This window comes from Nocardia sp. CA-107356 (assembly GCF_050946365.1).
Lineage (GTDB): Bacteria > Actinomycetota > Actinomycetes > Mycobacteriales > Mycobacteriaceae > Nocardia.
The window spans coordinates 9,031,564-9,046,996 of the sequence record NZ_CP191992.1 but is presented as its reverse complement, the minus strand read 5'-3'; the positions used below and the strand labels follow the sequence as shown (position 1 = coordinate 9,046,996).

The window sequence follows — 15,433 nt, the reverse complement described above, 5'->3', positions numbered from 1 at the left end:
GGCGTTATACCGCGCCGGGAAAGCCGACCTGGCGCCAAGCCTCGTACACGGCGACAGCGGCGGCATTGGAGAGGTTCATCGAGCGGCGGCCGGGCAGCATCGGAATGCGCAGTTGGTCGGTGACGTGCGGATCGTCGAGCACTTGCGCGGGCAACCCCGTCGGCTCGGTGCCGAACAGCAGCACATCACCTTCGCGATACTCCACATCGGTATACCGCCTGGTCGCCTGCGTCGTGAACGCGTACACCCGCTCGGGCCGCACCGCATCCCACGCCGCCGCGAGAGTCTTGTGCACTGTCACCGAAGCCAGATCGTGGTAGTCCAACCCGGCCCGCCGCAACTTCGCCTCCGAAAGGTCGAACCCCAATGGTTCGATCAGATGCAGCTCACACCCGGTCCCGGCAACCAGGCGAATCGCATTGCCGGTATTCCCCGGGATGGCTGGCTCGTGAAACATCAATCGGAACACAACGCATCAGTCAACCAGGTGGTCGCTGCCGTCCATCGGACGAGTCGGTTAGTCGGGTAGCAGCCGGAGAGGCGCAGGGTGACGGGTTCGGACAGCGCTGAAGTGCCGACGATCCAGGGTTGCGACCTCATGCACGTCGAGTCGTTCGGCGACGGCAAGGACGGCGGCATCGACAGCTCCCAACGGGAAGTCGGCGTATTTGCGAACCAGTTCGGCCATCCGCAATAGGTCGGCTCGGGTGAGGTCGACAAGTTCGACTTCTTCGTTGGCGATCGATTCCAGGAACGTAGCCTCGACCGAGGGTCCAACGCGAGTTTCCAGGAAATAACAGACTTCAGCGAGCACCGGGCTCGGCACGAGCAGCGGCCCAGGATGGGTCTCCAGGAGATCTAGGCAGCGTCGATGATCCGCGTCGTTCTTGTTCAGCACAGCAACGAGTGGGCCTGTGTCGCAGACGATCACTTGGCTTGTTTACCACGTTCTTCGCGGAGCAGATCCTCCGACCTCGCGGCGAGATCAGGCTCGGCGTCCATCATGCCGGCGAATGAAAGATGCCGTCGCCGCTCGCCCGTGGAGTCGGTGGTAGGCGTTTGCTGCGTGGCATCGGTGACAACCAATTGCAACGCGACGGCTCGCAGTGCGTGCGCTTGGTCCGGCGTGAGCCGATCGACCAGGCGATGCAGGTCGTCGTAGTCGTGCGCTGCGGTCATATCGTTGATTTTAGTGGCAAGCCACTTTCCGTGTCGTGACAGCAATGCCGGAGATTGTCATTACGGCGGCACAGCCCGCGTGACGTTTCGCGGAAGCCGATACACGGCTCGTGAAACATCAGATGGAACACCGGTGCAGTCAACCAGGTTGCCCGGGCCTGCCGGGAACGGCGTGACCTACTTCGCCGGGCGCTCCGGCAGTGCGCATGCCCCGCCTTCGGCCATGCCGGTCGGGCGCACACCGAGCCCCTGGTTGTGGCGGGCGCGTTGGTTCTCCCAGGCGATGGTGGCGGCCAACTCGGCGAGCTGCGCTTTCGATAGGTGGGTCAGCAATTGGGTGCGGAGGTCGTCGAGTCCGATGGCCGGGGTGGCGGTCATGGCTTCGGCGAAGGAGATGACGAGCTTTTCCAGGTCGGTATAGGCAGCACTGGTGCGGTAGCGCGGCAGGTCGAAGAGCTGCTGTTCGGTGAGACCGCTCGATTGCGCCAGTGCCGACCCGATATCCAGGCAGAACTCGCAATTCACCAGCCCCGCGGTCTTCAGTTCGGCCAGCTCTTTGAGCCTTGGATCCAGCTGGTTGCTGAACAGCAGTGCCGTCTCGTATCCGACCGTGCCGAACAGGATCTGTGGTCGTCGGATGAGCCAACCGAACAGGTCGGATCGGTTCCGTTTCGCCTGCCGAACCGCCGCCAGATAGTGCCGAATCCGGGTCAGTGCTCGCATTGTCCGTACCCCTTGTGCCGGATGGATCTCTTCCTATCGAAACTACGCCGCGTAGTAGACGAGGGCAATCACTGATTCCGCATGCGTCACCGGGTCCGAAACCTGTTGCGGGACAGTAGCCATGAACGGCCACTCGGCGAGTGGATGCGCCGACATGTCGCACTGATGTGAGCGCCCGCATGTCGTCTGCAAGAATCGGGGCGTGACCGACGTGGACTCGTCTGCCGCAGAGCGGCAGTCCGACAGGAACAGCCTGGGTGGGCAGTTCCTGCGCTGTCACCTGCCGATGCTGGTCGTAACGGCGGTCATTCTGCTCGCGGTCGTCTTCGTGGCCTGGGACCGCTGGCGTCGTGGCGCGCTGTTCTTCGGCGGTGCTGCGCTGCTCGCGGCCACGTTCCGGTTGTGCCTGCCGACTGCGCGGGTCGGACTGCTCGCGGTGCGCAGTAAGCCGTTCGATGTCGCAGCCCTGAGCATCCTCGGCGCCGCCATCGTCTTCATTGCCGCCACCATCAACACCCTCGGCGTCGGCTGAGACGCAGCAACTTTCGCCGCGGCGTCGAAGCCGGTGGGACGCGCTAGTTGTGGCAGGTGTCACGGTCGTTGTAGAGCAGCAGCTGGGTGACCTTGGCATCGGCTGGCATATTTCGGTAAATGCCGAGGAAGCCGTAGTGCGCGGGGTGGTCCGGGACCGCGGCCGAGCTCCAGTTGTAGCCGATCTCGAGCGTCGGATAGGCGGCGCGGACTTCATCGACGGTGGAACCGATGCCGATGCCCTCCGGGGTGCGGGCCGAAAGTTTGCCGGGCATGATCGCGACTATCTCGCCGTTGTTGGTGAAGCCCTGCCAGCCCGCTCGTGCGGTGTATCGGCCGCAGCCGGGCGGATCGTTGGTGTCGTTGAAGGCGGCGACTTCCCCGGTGGCCTCGGCCTCGGTGCGGTTCATTCCGAGTCGCAGCTTGCCGAAGCCGAGCGGGCCGAGGATGGTCGGCGCCGGGGCCACCGTGGTCGACACAGCTACCGGGCTGGTTGCGGCGGGCTCGTCCGAGCAGGCCGTAGCACCCATGAACACCGCGCCCAGCAGTGCGAACGTCATAACGGCACGATGAATACGCATGGTCTTACCCCCAATTTCGTCCATGAACCGGAATGCCCGCCGACTCGATCGGGCGCGATATCGGCTCAGTCTGCCCATCGGCGACTTGCCCCGTCAAGGCGGCATCCATAGCCCGAGGTGCACCCTATGCGTCACCGCCGGTCCGCGGTGTCGCCTGAGGCGCAACGACTTTCGCCACAGTGCACCACCTCGCGACGCCCCTCCTCGGCTGACCCCACCGGCGTCGCGACGGCCGATCGACCGTGAAATGGTGGCCCCGCGTGATCACAAAGCCGCCATTTCACAGAGCCGATTGTCAGCTCGACGGGTAGCGCTCGGTGAACACCGTGTGCTCGCGCGCGCGACGGCCAGGGTGCGGCGGGGTGGTGTCGCTGTAGCCGACTGCGACCATGACCGCGATGGCGAGGTCGGGACGGTTGTCGATGCCGATGGCCTTCTCGACCAGGTCCGGGTCCCAGCCGTTCATCGGCGCGGAGGCCAGGCCGAGGCTGGTGGCGGCGAGCATGACGTAGGTCGCGGCGATCATCGCATTCTTCACGGCGTTCTCGCGGAGCAGTCCACGCTGTTGCAGCGAGTGGAATTCGGTGCGCGAGGCGAACATCGCGGTGAACTCCGCATTCCACGCGCCATTGCGACCGGCCAGTTCGGTGATATCGGCATTCTCGTCCGCCCAGGCCGCCGTCTCGGCGACGAAGACCAACACCACCGGCGCCTCCAGTGGTTGCGGCTGGCCGAAGGCGGCGTTCGACAGGTCGCGGCGGCCGGATGCGCTGGTCACCACCACGATCGACCGGTCCTGCATATTCCAGGCGGTCGGCGCCTCCACCGCCAGATCCAGCAGTTCCTCGAGTAGTTCGGACGGCACCGGATCCGGGCGGTAGTGGCGGACGGTGCGGCGAGTGCGGATCGCGGCGGGAACCGAAAGTGTCTGCGTGTTCATGATTCTTACTATTGGAGAGTGGCGCACTATTAGGAAGACAGCACTTAATAGTGCGCTACACTCCGAAAGGTGCGTACGGTGATCGAGGCCAGTGGGCTGCCTGCCGATGTCTACTCGGCGAAATGCCCCACCCGACAGGTGCTCGACCATGTCGCGGGCAAATGGACCGTGCTGATCGTGGACGCCCTCGCCGAGGGCACCATGCGCTACACCGATCTACACCGCCGCATCGAGGGCATCTCGCAGAAAATGCTCACGCAGACTCTGCGGCAACTCGAAACCGACGGATTCGTCACGCGCACAGTGCATCCCACCGTTCCACCCCGTGTCGACTACGACCTCACCGAGCTCGGCCACAGTCTGCGCACCCCGATCGCGGCCCTGCGCGACTGGATCGAGGTCAATATCAATCGCATCGAGGAAGCTCGCCGCATTGCCGCGGATTCGGGGCCGCGCTAGCTCGCCTCGGCGACCGCGCGCCGCCCACGTCCGCCATACAACTGCCGCGCCTCACTTGGCGTAACCGTCTCCAGCCGCGTCGGCGGCTCACCCTTCAGATGCTGTTCCAGAATCTGACCGGCCATCGGCGCGATGAACGGCGCGGCGACGATCAGCCCGAACGAGTTGAACGCTTTCGTGCCCCACACGATGGTTTTGGCGGCCGGGCGCACCAGTAGATCCACGATTCCCGGCCGATCGAAGCGGCCGAGCCTGCGCATCCATTTCGGCAGCGTGGCAACCGATGCCAGCGACAGCAACCGGCTGCCGAGCGCGTAGCCGACCCCGGCGCCATTGCGCGGGGAGGTCCACAGCAGGTGATGCATGCCCTCCTCGGCGCGTTCGGAGGTGCACAGGCACGGGCGGACCCTTGCGAAGTATGCGCGCACCTCTTCGCGCGAGCGCGGCACATCCTCCGGTTTACAGGTCTGCAGTTCGGCGGCGATCGCGCACTCCTGCCAGTACCGCGCCTCTTCTTCCGGACCGAGCGGACCCGGACCGAACACCTCGTACGCCTTCAGCACCGAATGCCAGCCGGTGATGTGGATCCACAACTGGGTTTCGGGGCTGTTGGCGCTGTAGCGCTGGCCGCTGATCGGTTCGATGCCGGTCATCGGCGCGTGCACCTGCATCAGGTGTTCCGACGCTTGGATGGCGGTGCGACCGTCCGCGATCGCGACCAGCAGGAAGTAGGAGAAGGTGTGGTCGAGGCGGCTGCGCGGATCGGTGTAGATGCCCTGCGAATCGGCGACGGCCGCGGTCAGGAACGGATCGAAGTGCTCGAGCACCACCGCGCGCTGGAAGCCGATGACGGCGGTTGGTGCGGTCCAGATCTTCCAACTGGGCGAATCCGGGCCGAAGAACCCGTAGTCGTCTCGGCGAAGAGTGGTCGGATCGAAGGCCATCTGCTGCTCCTTTGCCTGCTCGCCCTCCTGAGCGGCGAATGCAACGCAACCGTAGCAATTATGACCGAGCAATACAACGGGCCCGTAGCATTTATTTCCGGGTGGATTCCACAACGGCAGGCCGATGCTGACAGGATGAACGTTGGACGGAGGTGAATCGACAGTGACGAAAGCGCGCACCGCGCCGGACCGGCCGCGCCGGCGATACGCGCCACGCCTGCCGCCCGAGGAACGTCGCGCCCAACTGCTCGACGCCGCCTACGCGGTGCTGAGCCGAATGGAACTGCACGAACTGAGCATGGAGGCGGTCGCGCAGCAGGCGGGCGTCGGAAAACCGGTGCTGTACACCGTGTTCAAGACCCGCGCCGAACTCGTTGCCGCGCTGCTGGAACGCGAACGCGTGCGCGGCCTCGAACAGGTGGCCGCCACATTGCCGACCGATCTGCTCGGCGCGGATCCCGTCGTGGCCGCCTCCGCGACCGTCGAGGCGTTCATCGGTGTCGCATTGGAGAATCCGACGCGCTGGCGACTGATCCTCGCCGGACCGGGCAGTGCCCCCGACGAATACCGTGCGGCACTTGCCGATTCCCGCACCGGCGTTTTCGATCAGGCCGAGTCCCTGGTCCGCATGGGTATAGCGCTGGATTCACGATGGGCGGGAATGGATTCCGGACTGCTCACCAACTCGCTGCTGAGCATCGCGGAAATGCTCGGCAGGCTCGCGGTCAGCGCGCCCGAGGAATACCCCCGCGAGCGACTCGACGGCTTCGTCCACTCAATCGTCGGATTGCTGGTCGGCACGCCCGCTGACCAGGACGTGTGACTGCATTCCGATTCGGGTTGAATTATGTTGTAGTACAACCCAATTTGGTTTCTCACCCCAGAAAATAGGGGCCCACGGACGGTAATGGCATGATTTCGATCATGACCAATCGACGACTCTCCCTCCTCGCGCTGACCGCGCTTCCGGCCGCGGCGATAGCGCTCACCTCGGGTGCCACCGCTGGCGCGATCCCCGGGCTCGAACCCCCGGTGATGGAAGAGGTCTTCGCGTTGACGGGAACAGTATCGGCGAAGTTCCACAACCCGAACGACCAAGGTGTGTGCTGGGTCTACAACGCCGACACCGGGGAAATCTTCGGCGGTAACAACCCCACCTCCTTCGCCATCCCGAACGGCAAGATGGTCCAGTCCTCCTTGGGCAACGGCAACCTCCCCACCGGCCAGATGCACGTCCGCGGCGCCTGCGCCTTCGACCGCCCGACCGGAAACCATGACGACGCATCCACCACCGACATCATTACCGTCGACGTAACCGGCAAGCCGAGCACCGGCAGCTTCGGCTGAGCCCGCGCTTATCGGCACTGGCCTACCGTGCCGGATTCCGGCGGCGGTAGGTCAGCTGGTGCGGGTCTCCCGGGCCAATCGCATGGTCTCGGTCAGTAGTTTCGATACCGCGGCGGCTTCGGTGAGGAAGCCATCGTGTCCGTCGCGGGAGTGCACGATTTCCAGACCATCGCAGCCGGGTAGGCTGTCGGCCAACTCCTGTTGAGTTCGCAACGGGTACAGGCGATCCGAATCGACACCGCCGACCACGCACGGCACCGGGGTGGCGGCGAGCGCGGCCGCGACTCCGCCGCGCCCGCGCCCGATATCGTGGCGGTTCATCGCCTCGGTGAGCAGCACATAGGTGGCGGGATCGAAACGGCTACAGAGCTTTTCGGCCTGGTGGTCCAGATAGCTCTGCACCGCGTAGCGGCCGCCGTTCCACGGATCCTCGTCGCCCTGCGCGCCGTTCTCGAAGCGGTGATCGAGTTCGCCCTCGGTCCGGTAGGTCAGGTGCGCGATGCGCCGCGCGATACCCATACCGGTCATGGGGGCGCGGTCGGTGTCGTGGTAATCGCCGCCCTGCCAGTCGGGATCGGCTTTGATGGCGGCGATTTGCGTTGTCTGCGTACCGATCTGGTCGGCGGTGGCGCGCGCGCCGACGGCCAGCACCAATGCGGATCGGACCCGGTCCGGAGCGCCGACCATCCACTCGAGCACGCGCATACCGCCCATCGAACCGCCGACGACGGCGGCAAGGCGCTCGATTGCGAGCCGATCGAGCAACGCCGCTTCCGCGGTCACCTGATCCCGAATGGAGATCTCGGGAAACCTTGCGCCCCAAGGCTTTCCGTCTGGTGCCAGCGAGGAGGGGCCGGTGCTGCCCTTGCAGCCGCCGAGCACGTTCGTCGCGATGACGCACCATTCGTCGGTATCCACCGGCGCACCGGGACCGACCATGCCGTCCCACCAGCCGGGCAGCGGGTGGATATCGTCGGGCACCCCGACGACGTGCGAGTCGCCGGTCAGCGCGTGCTGGACGAGCACCACATTGTCCAGCGTGGGGGAGAGCTCGCCCCAGCGCTGCACACCCAGATGGACGTCCGGGATGACCGCGCCGTTCTCCAGCCGCACATCTCCGATGTCGATGATGCCGAGCCGCCCGTCCGGCGGTGGCAGGGCCACCGCGGACGAACGGGCGGTACTCGGTTCGGCGCTCGAGGTCACGACTCCGACTCGCTAGCGCTCAGTTCCGTCGTGACCGAGGGTGCTGTGTCGGTGGATCGCTCGCTCACGATGTCGCCGCCGCGAAGCCGGCTCGTAAATCGGCCAGGATGTCGTCGATCCCCTCGATACCGACCGCGAGCCGGACCAGCCCCGGGGTGACGCCGGAGGCCAGTTGCTCCTCGGCCGTCAACTGCGAGTGCGTCGTCGACGCCGGGTGGATTACGAGAGAACGCACATCCCCGATGTTAGCGACATGGCTGTGCAGGGCTAACGCGTCCACGAACTTCTTGCCCGCATCGACGCCGCCGCGCAGTTCGAACGCGACGATCGCGCCCGCGCCCTTCGGTGCCAGCTCGGCGGCGCGTTCGTGCCACGGTGAGGACGGCAGTCCCGCATAGAACACCGATTCCACGGCCGGATGCGCGCTCAGGAATTCGGCCACCGCCTGTGCGTTGGCGACATGGCGCTCGAGCCGCAGACTCAGCGTCTCGATGCCCTGACTGATCAGGAACGCGTTGAACGGCGACACCGCCGCGCCCAGATCACGCAGCAGTTGCACCCGCGCCTTGAGTGCGTAGGCCGGAGCACCGAGATCGGCGAAGACCGCGCCGTGGTAGCTCGGGTCCGGGGTGGTGAAGCCCGGGAAGCGGGATTCGCCCTGCGCGTCGCGCACGGTCCAGTCGAAGGCGCCGCCGTCGACGATCACGCCAGCGACCGCCGAACCGTGCCCGCCCAGGTACTTGGTCGCCGAATGCACGACGATGTCCGCGCCGTGGGCCAGCGGCTGGATCAGATACGGGGTCGCGACCGTATTGTCGACGATCAGCGGCAGGCCCGCCGCGTGCGCGATCGCGGAAATGCCGCGGATATCGAAGATCGCGCTGCTCGGGTTGGCGATGGTCTCGCCGTAGAAGGCCTTGGTATTCGGCCGGATCGCGGCGCGCCACTGCTCGAGATCGTCCGGATCCTCGACGAAGGACACCTCGATGCCGAGTTTGGGCAGCGAGTAGTGGAACAGGTTGTAGGTGCCGCCGTAGAGGTGCGGGCTGGAGACGATGTGATCGCCAGCCGCGGCGAGATTGAGGATCGCGTAGGTCTCCGCGGCCTGACCGGAGGCCAGCAGCAGTGCGGCCACACCGCCCTCCAGGGCGGCGATGCGCTGCTCGACCACGTCTTGGGTCGGGTTCATGATCCGGGTGTAGATATTGCCCGGTTCGGCCAGCCCGAACAGCGCGGCCGCGTGATCGGTGTCACGGAAGGCGTACGAGGTGGTCTGGTAGATCGGGAGTGCGCGTGCGCCGGTGATCTCGTCGGGGGTCTGGCCCGCGTGGATCTGCTTGGTCTCGAAGGACCACTGCGCCGGATCGATCCCGGCGGCGTCGTTATCGGCCACGGACGCGATGGGGTCACTCATGTCTTGCTCCAAAAGGGTTGTTCGCCAGCAGGTTTTATCGGGGTGCGGGTGACGGACAACAACACATGGGGGGAACCTCCTGAAGTGCGCGCTTGCTCTCGACTTTCGAGAGCCCGGTCATCACCCGGAGCACCCCACCGCTGCTGGAGGGTTGCCGTCCAGCAAGCCGGGGCTTCGCGCTGGCACTCATGACCTGACCGACATGGTAACCGGCGGGCGGTGAGTGGCCGAAATCCGTTACCGGTTCTCCGCCTGACCGGTGTCGATGCACCCGGTGCACACCCGTATGAATTCGTCGAACGATGTGGTGAACGCAGTGCGGGCCTCGGCAGCGGCGGCCGAGGTATCCGCGCCATCGAAGATCGAGTGCGCACATTCCATGCTGAGATGACCGATCAGCTGCCATGCGCCGACCACCAGTCGCACCGGCAGCGCACCGGGCTGGGTACCGAGTCGCTCGGCGATCGCGTCGGCGATCGCGGCGTGCTTATCGTCGGCCAGTTCCATGCTCTGCGCGCTGACCGTCGGACTGCTACGCAGGATCCGCTGCATCTGCTGGAAGCGCTGGAACGAGATCGGTCCGTCGACGCTCTCCGCGGCCCTGTCGACGACCTGCAGGAACGCCTCGCGCAGCGATTGCAGTTCATTGCCGGTGACCGGAAGTCCGCGCAGGCATTCGGCGATGGCGAGGCCGAAATCCTTGACCGGCCCGAGGACGATGTCTTCTTTGCTGTCGAAGTACCGGTTGATGGTGCGCGGTGACACGTCCGCGCCGTTCGCGATTTGCTCGACCGTCGTCGCGTCGAATCCCTGTGCGTCGCACAGGTCCAACGCCACCTCGATGATGCGCAACCTGGTCTGCTGCTTCTTGCGTTCGCGCAATCCCGCGCTCGCGCCGGCGCCGGACGTACCGGGCCCTGGGTTTGCTGGGGCGCGCACAGCGTCGTCGGCTGCGGCGCTCGCGCCGATCGGCGTCGATGACTCGAGCATGTCCCCATGCTATCGCAATCGGGACATTTCGTGTCCTTAACGGTCAAATGTCCGAGTGCGACATTTTTCTCTTGACGACAAATGTCCTTCGATGACAGGATGGCAGCACTACTTCGGACGGCTAGGAGAACACAGTGAGCGAGACTGCGATAGCGGTGGAAGTTCCGGAAAGACAAACCAGCTCGACGCGGTGGCTGGCCCTGGGGGTGATTGCATTGGCCCAGCTCATGGTGGTTCTCGACGCCACCATCGTGACCATCTCACTGCCCTTCGCCCAGCGGGATCTGGACATCAGTGACGGCAACAGGCAGTGGATGCTCACCGCGTACACGCTGATCTTCGGCGGTCTGCTGCTGCTCGGCGGACGGCTGGCCGACTACATGGGGCGGCGGCGAATCTTCATCGTCGGCCTGGTCGGCTTCGCCGGGGCATCCGCGGTGGCCGGTCTGGCGCAGAACGGCGCCGAGTTGTTTGCCGGGCGTGCGCTGCAGGGCGCGTTCGCGGCATTGCTGGCACCGGCGGCGCTGTCGTTGCTCTCGGTGACCTTCACCGAGGCGAAGGAGCGCGCGACCGCTTTCGGTGTCTTCGCCGGAATTTCCGCGGGTGGTGCCGCGCTCGGCCTGATCGCGGGTGGCGCGCTGACCGAGTACGCCTCCTGGCGGTGGTGCCTGCTGGTGAACACCCCGATCGCGTTGCTCGCGCTGCTCGGCGCGCTGGCGTTCGTTGTGAAGGATGTGCCGATACCGCGCACCGGCGGCTATGACGTACCGGGTGCGGTCACCGTGACGCTCGGTCTGATCGCCATCGTGTACGGATTCAGCCGGGCCGCCGAGGACGGCTGGCTGGCCGGGAGCACCCTCGGGCTGCTCATCGTCGGTGTCGCACTGCTGATCGCCTTCGTCGCCATCGAGCGTCGCTCGTCGAATCCGCTACTGCCGCTGCATATTCCGGGCGAGATCAACCGCGGTGGCGCCTTCCTGGCCGCATTGCTGATCCCGATCGCGATGTTCGCGATGTTCCTGTTCCTGAGCTACTACTTCCAGATCACCCTCGGCTACTCGTCGCTGAAGGCCGGCTTCGCTTTCCTGCCGTTCCCGGCGGGCATCGCGATCTCCGCCGGTGTCACCAGTGCGCTGCTGCCGAAGCTCGGCCCTCGTCCGCTGATGGTGGCGGGCGCCGTACTCGGTGTCCTCGGTCTGGTGTGGCTGGCGCAGCTGGGCTACGGCGATAGTTACGCGGCCAGTGTGCTGCCCGCGCAGGTGCTGATCGCGCTCGGCATGGGCCCGCTGTTCGTCGGTATGCAGACCGTCGCGCTGCATCAGGTCGAGGAGGAGGACTCGGGTGTGGCCAGTGCGCTGCTGAACGCGGCACAGCAGGTCGGCGGTGCGGTCGGTACCGCTCTGCTCACCACCATCTCGGTGCAGACGGCCAAGACCTTCGCGCAGAACAACCCGACGGTCGACAATCTGATGGCCAGGGCCTCGATCCACAGCTACGACGTGGCCTTCTACGTCGGCGCCGGGTTCTTCCTCGCCGCAATTCCGGTGATCGCGTTCATGATTCGGGACAAGCCGGAAAACCTGATCGAGGGATCCGAGGAGGACGCGCGGATTCCGGTCGCGGTCTGATCCTGAAATAGCTTGTCCGGGTATCCGACGGGGTACCCGGACATTGCTATTTCGGCGGTGGTGCACGTCACTGCCGACCTACCTGTCGGTAACAATTTCGGACGGCTTCACATGGGGGGCTGCCCGCGCGGTGAGAACATTGGCAGCAGTACGCTTGTCTTGTTTGCACCACACGCTTCGCGGACAACGCGGGGCATATACGTTGTCTGTTGGAACAGCTGGGGTCCGCTCACAAGCGTGTTCGCCTGGCCGTGCAATAAGGGCACCATCCTAGGAGGACACGAAGATCCATGTCCAAGATCAAGGTTGAAGGCACTGTCGTCGAACTCGACGGCGACGAGATGACCCGGATCATCTGGCAGTTCATCAAGGACAAGCTGGTCCACCCGTATCTCGATGTGAACCTGGAGTACTACGACCTCGGTATCGAGTATCGGGACAAGACGGACGACCAGGTCACCATCGACGCGGCGAACGCCATCAAAGAGCACGGCGTCGGTGTCAAATGTGCCACCATCACCCCCGACGAGGCCCGGGTCGAGGAATTCGGCCTGAAGAAGATGTGGCGCTCACCCAACGGCACCATCCGCAACATTCTCGGCGGCACCATTTTCCGCGCGCCGATCATCATCTCGAACGTGCCGCGTCTGGTCCCGGGTTGGACCAAGCCGATCATCATCGGCCGTCACGCATTCGGCGACCAGTACCGCGCCACCGACTTCAAGGTGTTCCAGGGCGGCACGGTCACGCTGACCTTCACCCCGGAAGACGGCAGCGAGCCGATCGTGCACGAGGTCGTGCAGATGCCCGAAGACGGCGGCGTCGTGATGGGCATGTACAACTTCAAGAAGTCCATCGAGGACTTCGCGCGCGCGTCGTTGAACTACGGCCTGCAGCAGAACTACCCGGTGTACATGTCGACGAAGAACACCATCCTGAAGGCCTATGACGGCATGTTCAAGGACACCTTCCAGGAAGTCTTCGACGCCGAGTTCAAGACCCAGTTCGACGCCGCGGGCCTCACCTACGAGCACCGCCTCATCGACGATATGGTCGCCTCCTCCATGAAGTGGGAGGGCGGCTACGTCTGGGCCTGTAAGAACTACGACGGCGACGTGCAGTCCGACACCGTGGCCCAGGGCTTCGGTTCGCTCGGCCTGATGACCTCGGTGCTGCTCACCCCGGACGGCCGGACCTGTGAGGCCGAGGCCGCGCACGGCACCGTCACCCGGCACTACCGCCAGCACCAGCAGGGCAAGCCGACCTCGACCAACCCGATCGCGTCGATCTTCGCCTGGACCCGCGGCCTCGAGCACCGCGGCAAGTTGGACAACACCCCCGAGGTGATCGGCTTCGCGCAGACACTCGAGGATGTCGTCATCAAGACCGTCGAGGGCGGCCAGATGACCAAGGACCTGGCGCTGCTCGTCGGCGGCGATCAGGGCTATCTGACCACCGAGGAGTTCCTCGGTGCGCTCGATGCCAACCTGGCCCGCGCCCTGCGCTGAGCTACCCCGCCTCTCCGCGCCTTTTGCCGGTCGTGCGTGCCACTGAAGTGTCATCGCGGGCCGGCGGAAGAGCGCGGGGTTGGCTTCGGGGCGTACCCGGTGAGTTACCCATGTGCTCACGAAATCAGTTGTTGCTCGGGCGATGTCATCGACTCGATGCCAGGCGCGACCTACGGGCACCCGCACCACTCGTTGGTACGGGTGCCCGCATTGTTTCCAACGGGCGGTTGCCCCGAGGGTGCCCGTATGGGCGGTATAGCGTCGATCCGCACGTTTTCTCGAACTCTGACGTGGGCGAACTCACGTTTGCGCGGGAAGCGGAAGCGGTCGCCGGGCGGTTACATGAATACGTGACCAGTTCCGTTGCCACGCAGACTCCAGTGCCCGAGGCCGAGCGGACGGACTGGCATATTCCGGCGATGCTGGCGCTGGCCCTCGGCGGATTCGGAATCGGGACAACCGAATTCGTCACCATGGGGTTGCTGCCCAATATCGCCAGCGCTATGCACGTGTCCGAGCCGACCGCGGGGCATGCGGTGTCGGCCTATGCGCTCGGTGTGGTCGTCGGTGCTCCGTTGATCGCCGCGCTGGCCGCGCGGGTGCCGCGCAAACGTCTGCTCGTCGCCCTGATGGTGGCGTTCACCATCGGGAATGCGGCGACCGTCATCGCGCCCTCGTTCGAAACTCTCGTCATCGCACGGTTCGTCTCCGGCCTGCCGCACGGCGCGTACTTCGGTGTCGCCTCGTTGGCCGCCGCCACATTGGCCCCGGTAGGACAGCGCGCGAAGGCGGTTGCGGCGGTTATGCTGGGATTGAGCGCCGCCAATGTTGTCGGCGTTCCCAGCGCCACCTGGCTCGGCCAGCATCTCGGCTGGCGCGACGCATTCGTCGTGGTCGCGGTGATCGGTGTCGCTACCGTCGCCGCCCTCATCCGGTTCGTCCCGGAATTGCACGGTATCCGGATCACCAACCCGATGACCGAACTGGGTGCACTCCGTCGCCCGCAAGTGCTGCTCACCCTGCTGGTCGGCGCGATCGGCTTCGGCGGCATGTTCGCCGTCTACACCTACATCACCACCACGCTGACCGATGTCGCGGGCATGCAGCTCGCTCTGGTTCCGTTCGTGCTCATGCTCTTCGGCCTCGGCATGGTCGCGGGCAATATCGTCGGCGGTATCTTCGCCGACCGCGGCGTCGACCGGGCGATCTTCCTCTCGATGATCGCCATGGTGGTCGTCCTGGCGGGCTTCCTTGCCGCCGCGCACAATCCGTACACCGCGGCCGTCGGCGCCTTCTTCATCGGCGCATCGGGCGCGGCGCTCGCGCCAGGCTTGCAGACTCGGCTGATGGATGTCGCCGCCGACGCGCAGACCCTGGCGGCAGCGCTCAATCACGCCGCCCTCAATATCGCCAACGCCGCGGGCGCGTGGCTGGGCGGGCTCGTCATCGCGGCGGGTCTCGGCTATACCGCTCCGGCCACCGTCGGCGCGGGTCTGGCCGTACTCGGCGTCGGATTGTTCGCCGTCACGGTCTGGACTGCGCGTCGAACGTAATCGGAGCCGCGGTCAGGCGTTCGGTTCCAGCGCGACGACCGGAATCACCCGATCGGTCTTGGTCTCGTATTCGGCGAAGCCCGGCATAGCCGCCACCATTGCGGCGTAGAGCCGATCGCGTTCCGGCCCCCCGGTGATCGGGGTGGCGGTGGCCTCGATGGTTTCGGTGCCGATTTCCAACGTGACCGTCGGATTCGCCAGCAGATTGTGGTACCAATCCGGGTTGACCGGTGCTCCGGCCTTGGACGCGATGATCACCAGACGGTCGCCGTCGCGGATATAGGCCGTCGGATTCGTCCGTGGCAGCCCGGTCTTCGCGCCCTTCGTGGTGAGCAGCAGCAGGTCCTTGCCCTCGAACGGGCCGCCTACCTTGCCCTTGTTGGCCCTGAACTCCTCGATGATGCTCGTATTCCAGTCGGTCATCTACGCT

General features: G+C 65.4%; 18 protein-coding genes and 1 riboswitch. Of the genes, 7 read left to right on the top strand and 11 right to left on the bottom strand.

Going from position 1 to position 15,433, the window contains the following annotated elements:
- Window positions 1–4 precede the first annotated feature (4 nt).
- The 4 genes from ACQP1G_RS40975 to ACQP1G_RS40960 all read right to left on the bottom strand — a co-directional run bounded on the left by ACQP1G_RS40975 (window position 5) and on the right by ACQP1G_RS40960 (window position 1,902).
- On the bottom strand, window positions 5–469 hold the full coding sequence (locus ACQP1G_RS40975; protein WP_433195305.1) for a tRNA (cytidine(34)-2'-O)-methyltransferase: 465 nt from the start codon (window positions 467–469) through the stop codon (window positions 5–7).
- Between the two features lie 48 nt (window positions 470–517).
- Window positions 518–931 carry a type II toxin-antitoxin system VapC family toxin gene (locus ACQP1G_RS40970; protein WP_433195303.1) on the bottom strand — a complete coding sequence of 138 codons (414 nt, stop codon included), beginning with the start codon at window positions 929–931 and terminating at the stop codon, window positions 518–520.
- Window positions 928–1,179, bottom strand: a complete 252-nt coding sequence (locus ACQP1G_RS40965; RefSeq protein ID WP_433195301.1) for a hypothetical protein — start codon at window positions 1,177–1,179, stop codon at window positions 928–930. Before ACQP1G_RS40965 ends, ACQP1G_RS40970 begins: the two co-directional genes overlap by 4 nt.
- Window positions 1,180–1,356: 177 nt before the next feature.
- Window positions 1,357–1,902: a carboxymuconolactone decarboxylase family protein gene (locus ACQP1G_RS40960; RefSeq protein ID WP_433195299.1), complete on the bottom strand. Its 546-nt coding sequence runs from the start codon at window positions 1,900–1,902 to the stop codon at window positions 1,357–1,359.
- Between the two features lie 286 nt (window positions 1,903–2,188).
- On the opposite strand from ACQP1G_RS40960, the gene ACQP1G_RS40955 reads away from it, so the two are divergent.
- Window positions 2,189–2,434, top strand: coding sequence for a DUF3017 domain-containing protein (locus tag ACQP1G_RS40955; protein ID WP_433209254.1), 246 nt, complete (start codon window positions 2,189–2,191; stop codon window positions 2,432–2,434).
- Between the two features lie 43 nt (window positions 2,435–2,477).
- Here ACQP1G_RS40955 and ACQP1G_RS40950 read toward each other — a convergent pair whose 3' ends face one another.
- Window positions 2,478–2,993, bottom strand: coding sequence for a hypothetical protein (locus tag ACQP1G_RS40950; protein ID WP_433195297.1), 516 nt, complete (start codon window positions 2,991–2,993; stop codon window positions 2,478–2,480).
- A 316-nt stretch (window positions 2,994–3,309) separates the two neighbouring features.
- Entirely contained in the window at window positions 3,310–3,954 is a 645-nt protein-coding gene (locus ACQP1G_RS40945) for a nitroreductase family protein (RefSeq protein WP_433195295.1), read from the bottom strand.
- A gap of 69 nt (window positions 3,955–4,023) precedes the next feature.
- On the opposite strand from ACQP1G_RS40945, the gene ACQP1G_RS40940 reads away from it, so the two are divergent.
- Window positions 4,024–4,413, top strand: coding sequence for a winged helix-turn-helix transcriptional regulator (locus ACQP1G_RS40940; protein ID WP_433195293.1), 390 nt, complete (start codon window positions 4,024–4,026; stop codon window positions 4,411–4,413).
- Here ACQP1G_RS40940 and ACQP1G_RS40935 read toward each other — a convergent pair.
- Window positions 4,410–5,357: an oxygenase MpaB family protein gene (locus ACQP1G_RS40935; protein WP_433195291.1), complete on the bottom strand. Its 948-nt coding sequence runs from the start codon at window positions 5,355–5,357 to the stop codon at window positions 4,410–4,412. The two genes, ACQP1G_RS40940 and ACQP1G_RS40935, sit on opposite strands and share 4 nt — an antisense overlap.
- Before the next feature lie 163 nt (window positions 5,358–5,520).
- On the opposite strand from ACQP1G_RS40935, the gene ACQP1G_RS40930 reads away from it, so the two are divergent.
- Both ACQP1G_RS40930 and ACQP1G_RS40925 read left to right on the top strand, forming a co-directional pair.
- Entirely contained in the window at window positions 5,521–6,180 is a 660-nt protein-coding gene (locus ACQP1G_RS40930) for a TetR/AcrR family transcriptional regulator (protein ID WP_433195289.1), read from the top strand.
- A gap of 101 nt (window positions 6,181–6,281) precedes the next feature.
- Window positions 6,282–6,704: a hypothetical protein gene (locus ACQP1G_RS40925; protein WP_433195288.1), complete on the top strand. Its 423-nt coding sequence runs from the start codon at window positions 6,282–6,284 to the stop codon at window positions 6,702–6,704.
- A 51-nt stretch (window positions 6,705–6,755) separates the two neighbouring features.
- Here ACQP1G_RS40925 and metX read toward each other — a convergent pair whose 3' ends face one another.
- The 3 genes from metX to ACQP1G_RS40910 all read right to left on the bottom strand — a co-directional run bounded on the left by metX (window position 6,756) and on the right by ACQP1G_RS40910 (window position 10,314).
- Complete coding sequence (gene metX / locus ACQP1G_RS40920; protein WP_433209251.1) at window positions 6,756–7,868, bottom strand: homoserine O-acetyltransferase MetX; 1,113 nt, start codon at window positions 7,866–7,868, stop codon at window positions 6,756–6,758.
- Window positions 7,869–7,974: 106 nt separating this feature from the next.
- Window positions 7,975–9,324, bottom strand: a complete 1,350-nt coding sequence (locus ACQP1G_RS40915; protein ID WP_433195286.1) for a bifunctional o-acetylhomoserine/o-acetylserine sulfhydrylase — start codon at window positions 9,322–9,324, stop codon at window positions 7,975–7,977.
- 83 nt (window positions 9,325–9,407) lie between these two features.
- Window positions 9,408–9,518: riboswitch (SAM riboswitch) on the bottom strand.
- Between the two features lie 43 nt (window positions 9,519–9,561).
- Window positions 9,562–10,314, bottom strand: a complete 753-nt coding sequence (locus tag ACQP1G_RS40910; protein ID WP_433195284.1) for a TetR family transcriptional regulator — start codon at window positions 10,312–10,314, stop codon at window positions 9,562–9,564.
- Window positions 10,315–10,448: 134 nt separating this feature from the next.
- Here ACQP1G_RS40910 and ACQP1G_RS40905 point away from each other — a divergent pair, with 134 nt between their 5' ends.
- The 3 genes from ACQP1G_RS40905 (at window position 10,449) to ACQP1G_RS40895 (ending at window position 15,003) form a co-directional block, all read left to right on the top strand.
- Entirely contained in the window at window positions 10,449–11,942 is a 1,494-nt protein-coding gene (locus ACQP1G_RS40905) for an MFS transporter (protein WP_433195282.1), read from the top strand.
- 290 nt (window positions 11,943–12,232) lie between these two features.
- Window positions 12,233–13,450, top strand: a complete 1,218-nt coding sequence (locus ACQP1G_RS40900) for an NADP-dependent isocitrate dehydrogenase (protein WP_433195280.1) — start codon at window positions 12,233–12,235, stop codon at window positions 13,448–13,450.
- A 419-nt stretch (window positions 13,451–13,869) separates the two neighbouring features.
- A complete protein-coding gene (locus ACQP1G_RS40895) occupies window positions 13,870–15,003 on the top strand; it encodes an MFS transporter (RefSeq protein ID WP_433209248.1) in 1,134 nt (377 codons plus the stop codon).
- Between the two features lie 12 nt (window positions 15,004–15,015).
- Here the strand turns inward: ACQP1G_RS40895 and ACQP1G_RS40890 are convergent, their stop codons facing one another.
- Window positions 15,016–15,426: a nitroreductase family deazaflavin-dependent oxidoreductase gene (locus ACQP1G_RS40890; protein WP_433195278.1), complete on the bottom strand. Its 411-nt coding sequence runs from the start codon at window positions 15,424–15,426 to the stop codon at window positions 15,016–15,018.
- Between the last annotated feature and the right edge of the window lie 7 nt (window positions 15,427–15,433).

What these genes read in the sequence shown, in the direction of transcription:
- ACQP1G_RS40945 (WP_433195295.1), bottom strand. Translation starts at nt 3,954, where the DNA reads ATGAACACGCAGACACTTTCGGTTCCCGCCGCGATCCGCACTCGCCGC.
- ACQP1G_RS40890 (WP_433195278.1), bottom strand. Translation starts at nt 15,426, where the DNA reads ATGACCGACTGGAATACGAGCATCATCGAGGAGTTCAGGGCCAACAAG.
- ACQP1G_RS40950 (WP_433195297.1), bottom strand. Translation starts at nt 2,993, where the DNA reads ATGACGTTCGCACTGCTGGGCGCGGTGTTCATGGGTGCTACGGCCTGC.
- ACQP1G_RS40900 (WP_433195280.1), top strand. Translation starts at nt 12,233, where the DNA reads ATGTCCAAGATCAAGGTTGAAGGCACTGTCGTCGAACTCGACGGCGAC.
- ACQP1G_RS40915 (WP_433195286.1), bottom strand. Translation starts at nt 9,324, where the DNA reads ATGAGTGACCCCATCGCGTCCGTGGCCGATAACGACGCCGCCGGGATC.
- ACQP1G_RS40925 (WP_433195288.1), top strand. Translation starts at nt 6,282, where the DNA reads ATGACCAATCGACGACTCTCCCTCCTCGCGCTGACCGCGCTTCCGGCC.
- ACQP1G_RS40895 (WP_433209248.1), top strand. Translation starts at nt 13,870, where the DNA reads ATGCTGGCGCTGGCCCTCGGCGGATTCGGAATCGGGACAACCGAATTC.
- ACQP1G_RS40935 (WP_433195291.1), bottom strand. Translation starts at nt 5,357, where the DNA reads ATGGCCTTCGATCCGACCACTCTTCGCCGAGACGACTACGGGTTCTTC.
- ACQP1G_RS40910 (WP_433195284.1), bottom strand. Translation starts at nt 10,314, where the DNA reads ATGCTCGAGTCATCGACGCCGATCGGCGCGAGCGCCGCAGCCGACGAC.
- ACQP1G_RS40960 (WP_433195299.1), bottom strand. Translation starts at nt 1,902, where the DNA reads ATGCGAGCACTGACCCGGATTCGGCACTATCTGGCGGCGGTTCGGCAG.
- ACQP1G_RS40965 (WP_433195301.1), bottom strand. Translation starts at nt 1,179, where the DNA reads ATGACCGCAGCGCACGACTACGACGACCTGCATCGCCTGGTCGATCGG.
- ACQP1G_RS40955 (WP_433209254.1), top strand. Translation starts at nt 2,189, where the DNA reads ATGCTGGTCGTAACGGCGGTCATTCTGCTCGCGGTCGTCTTCGTGGCC.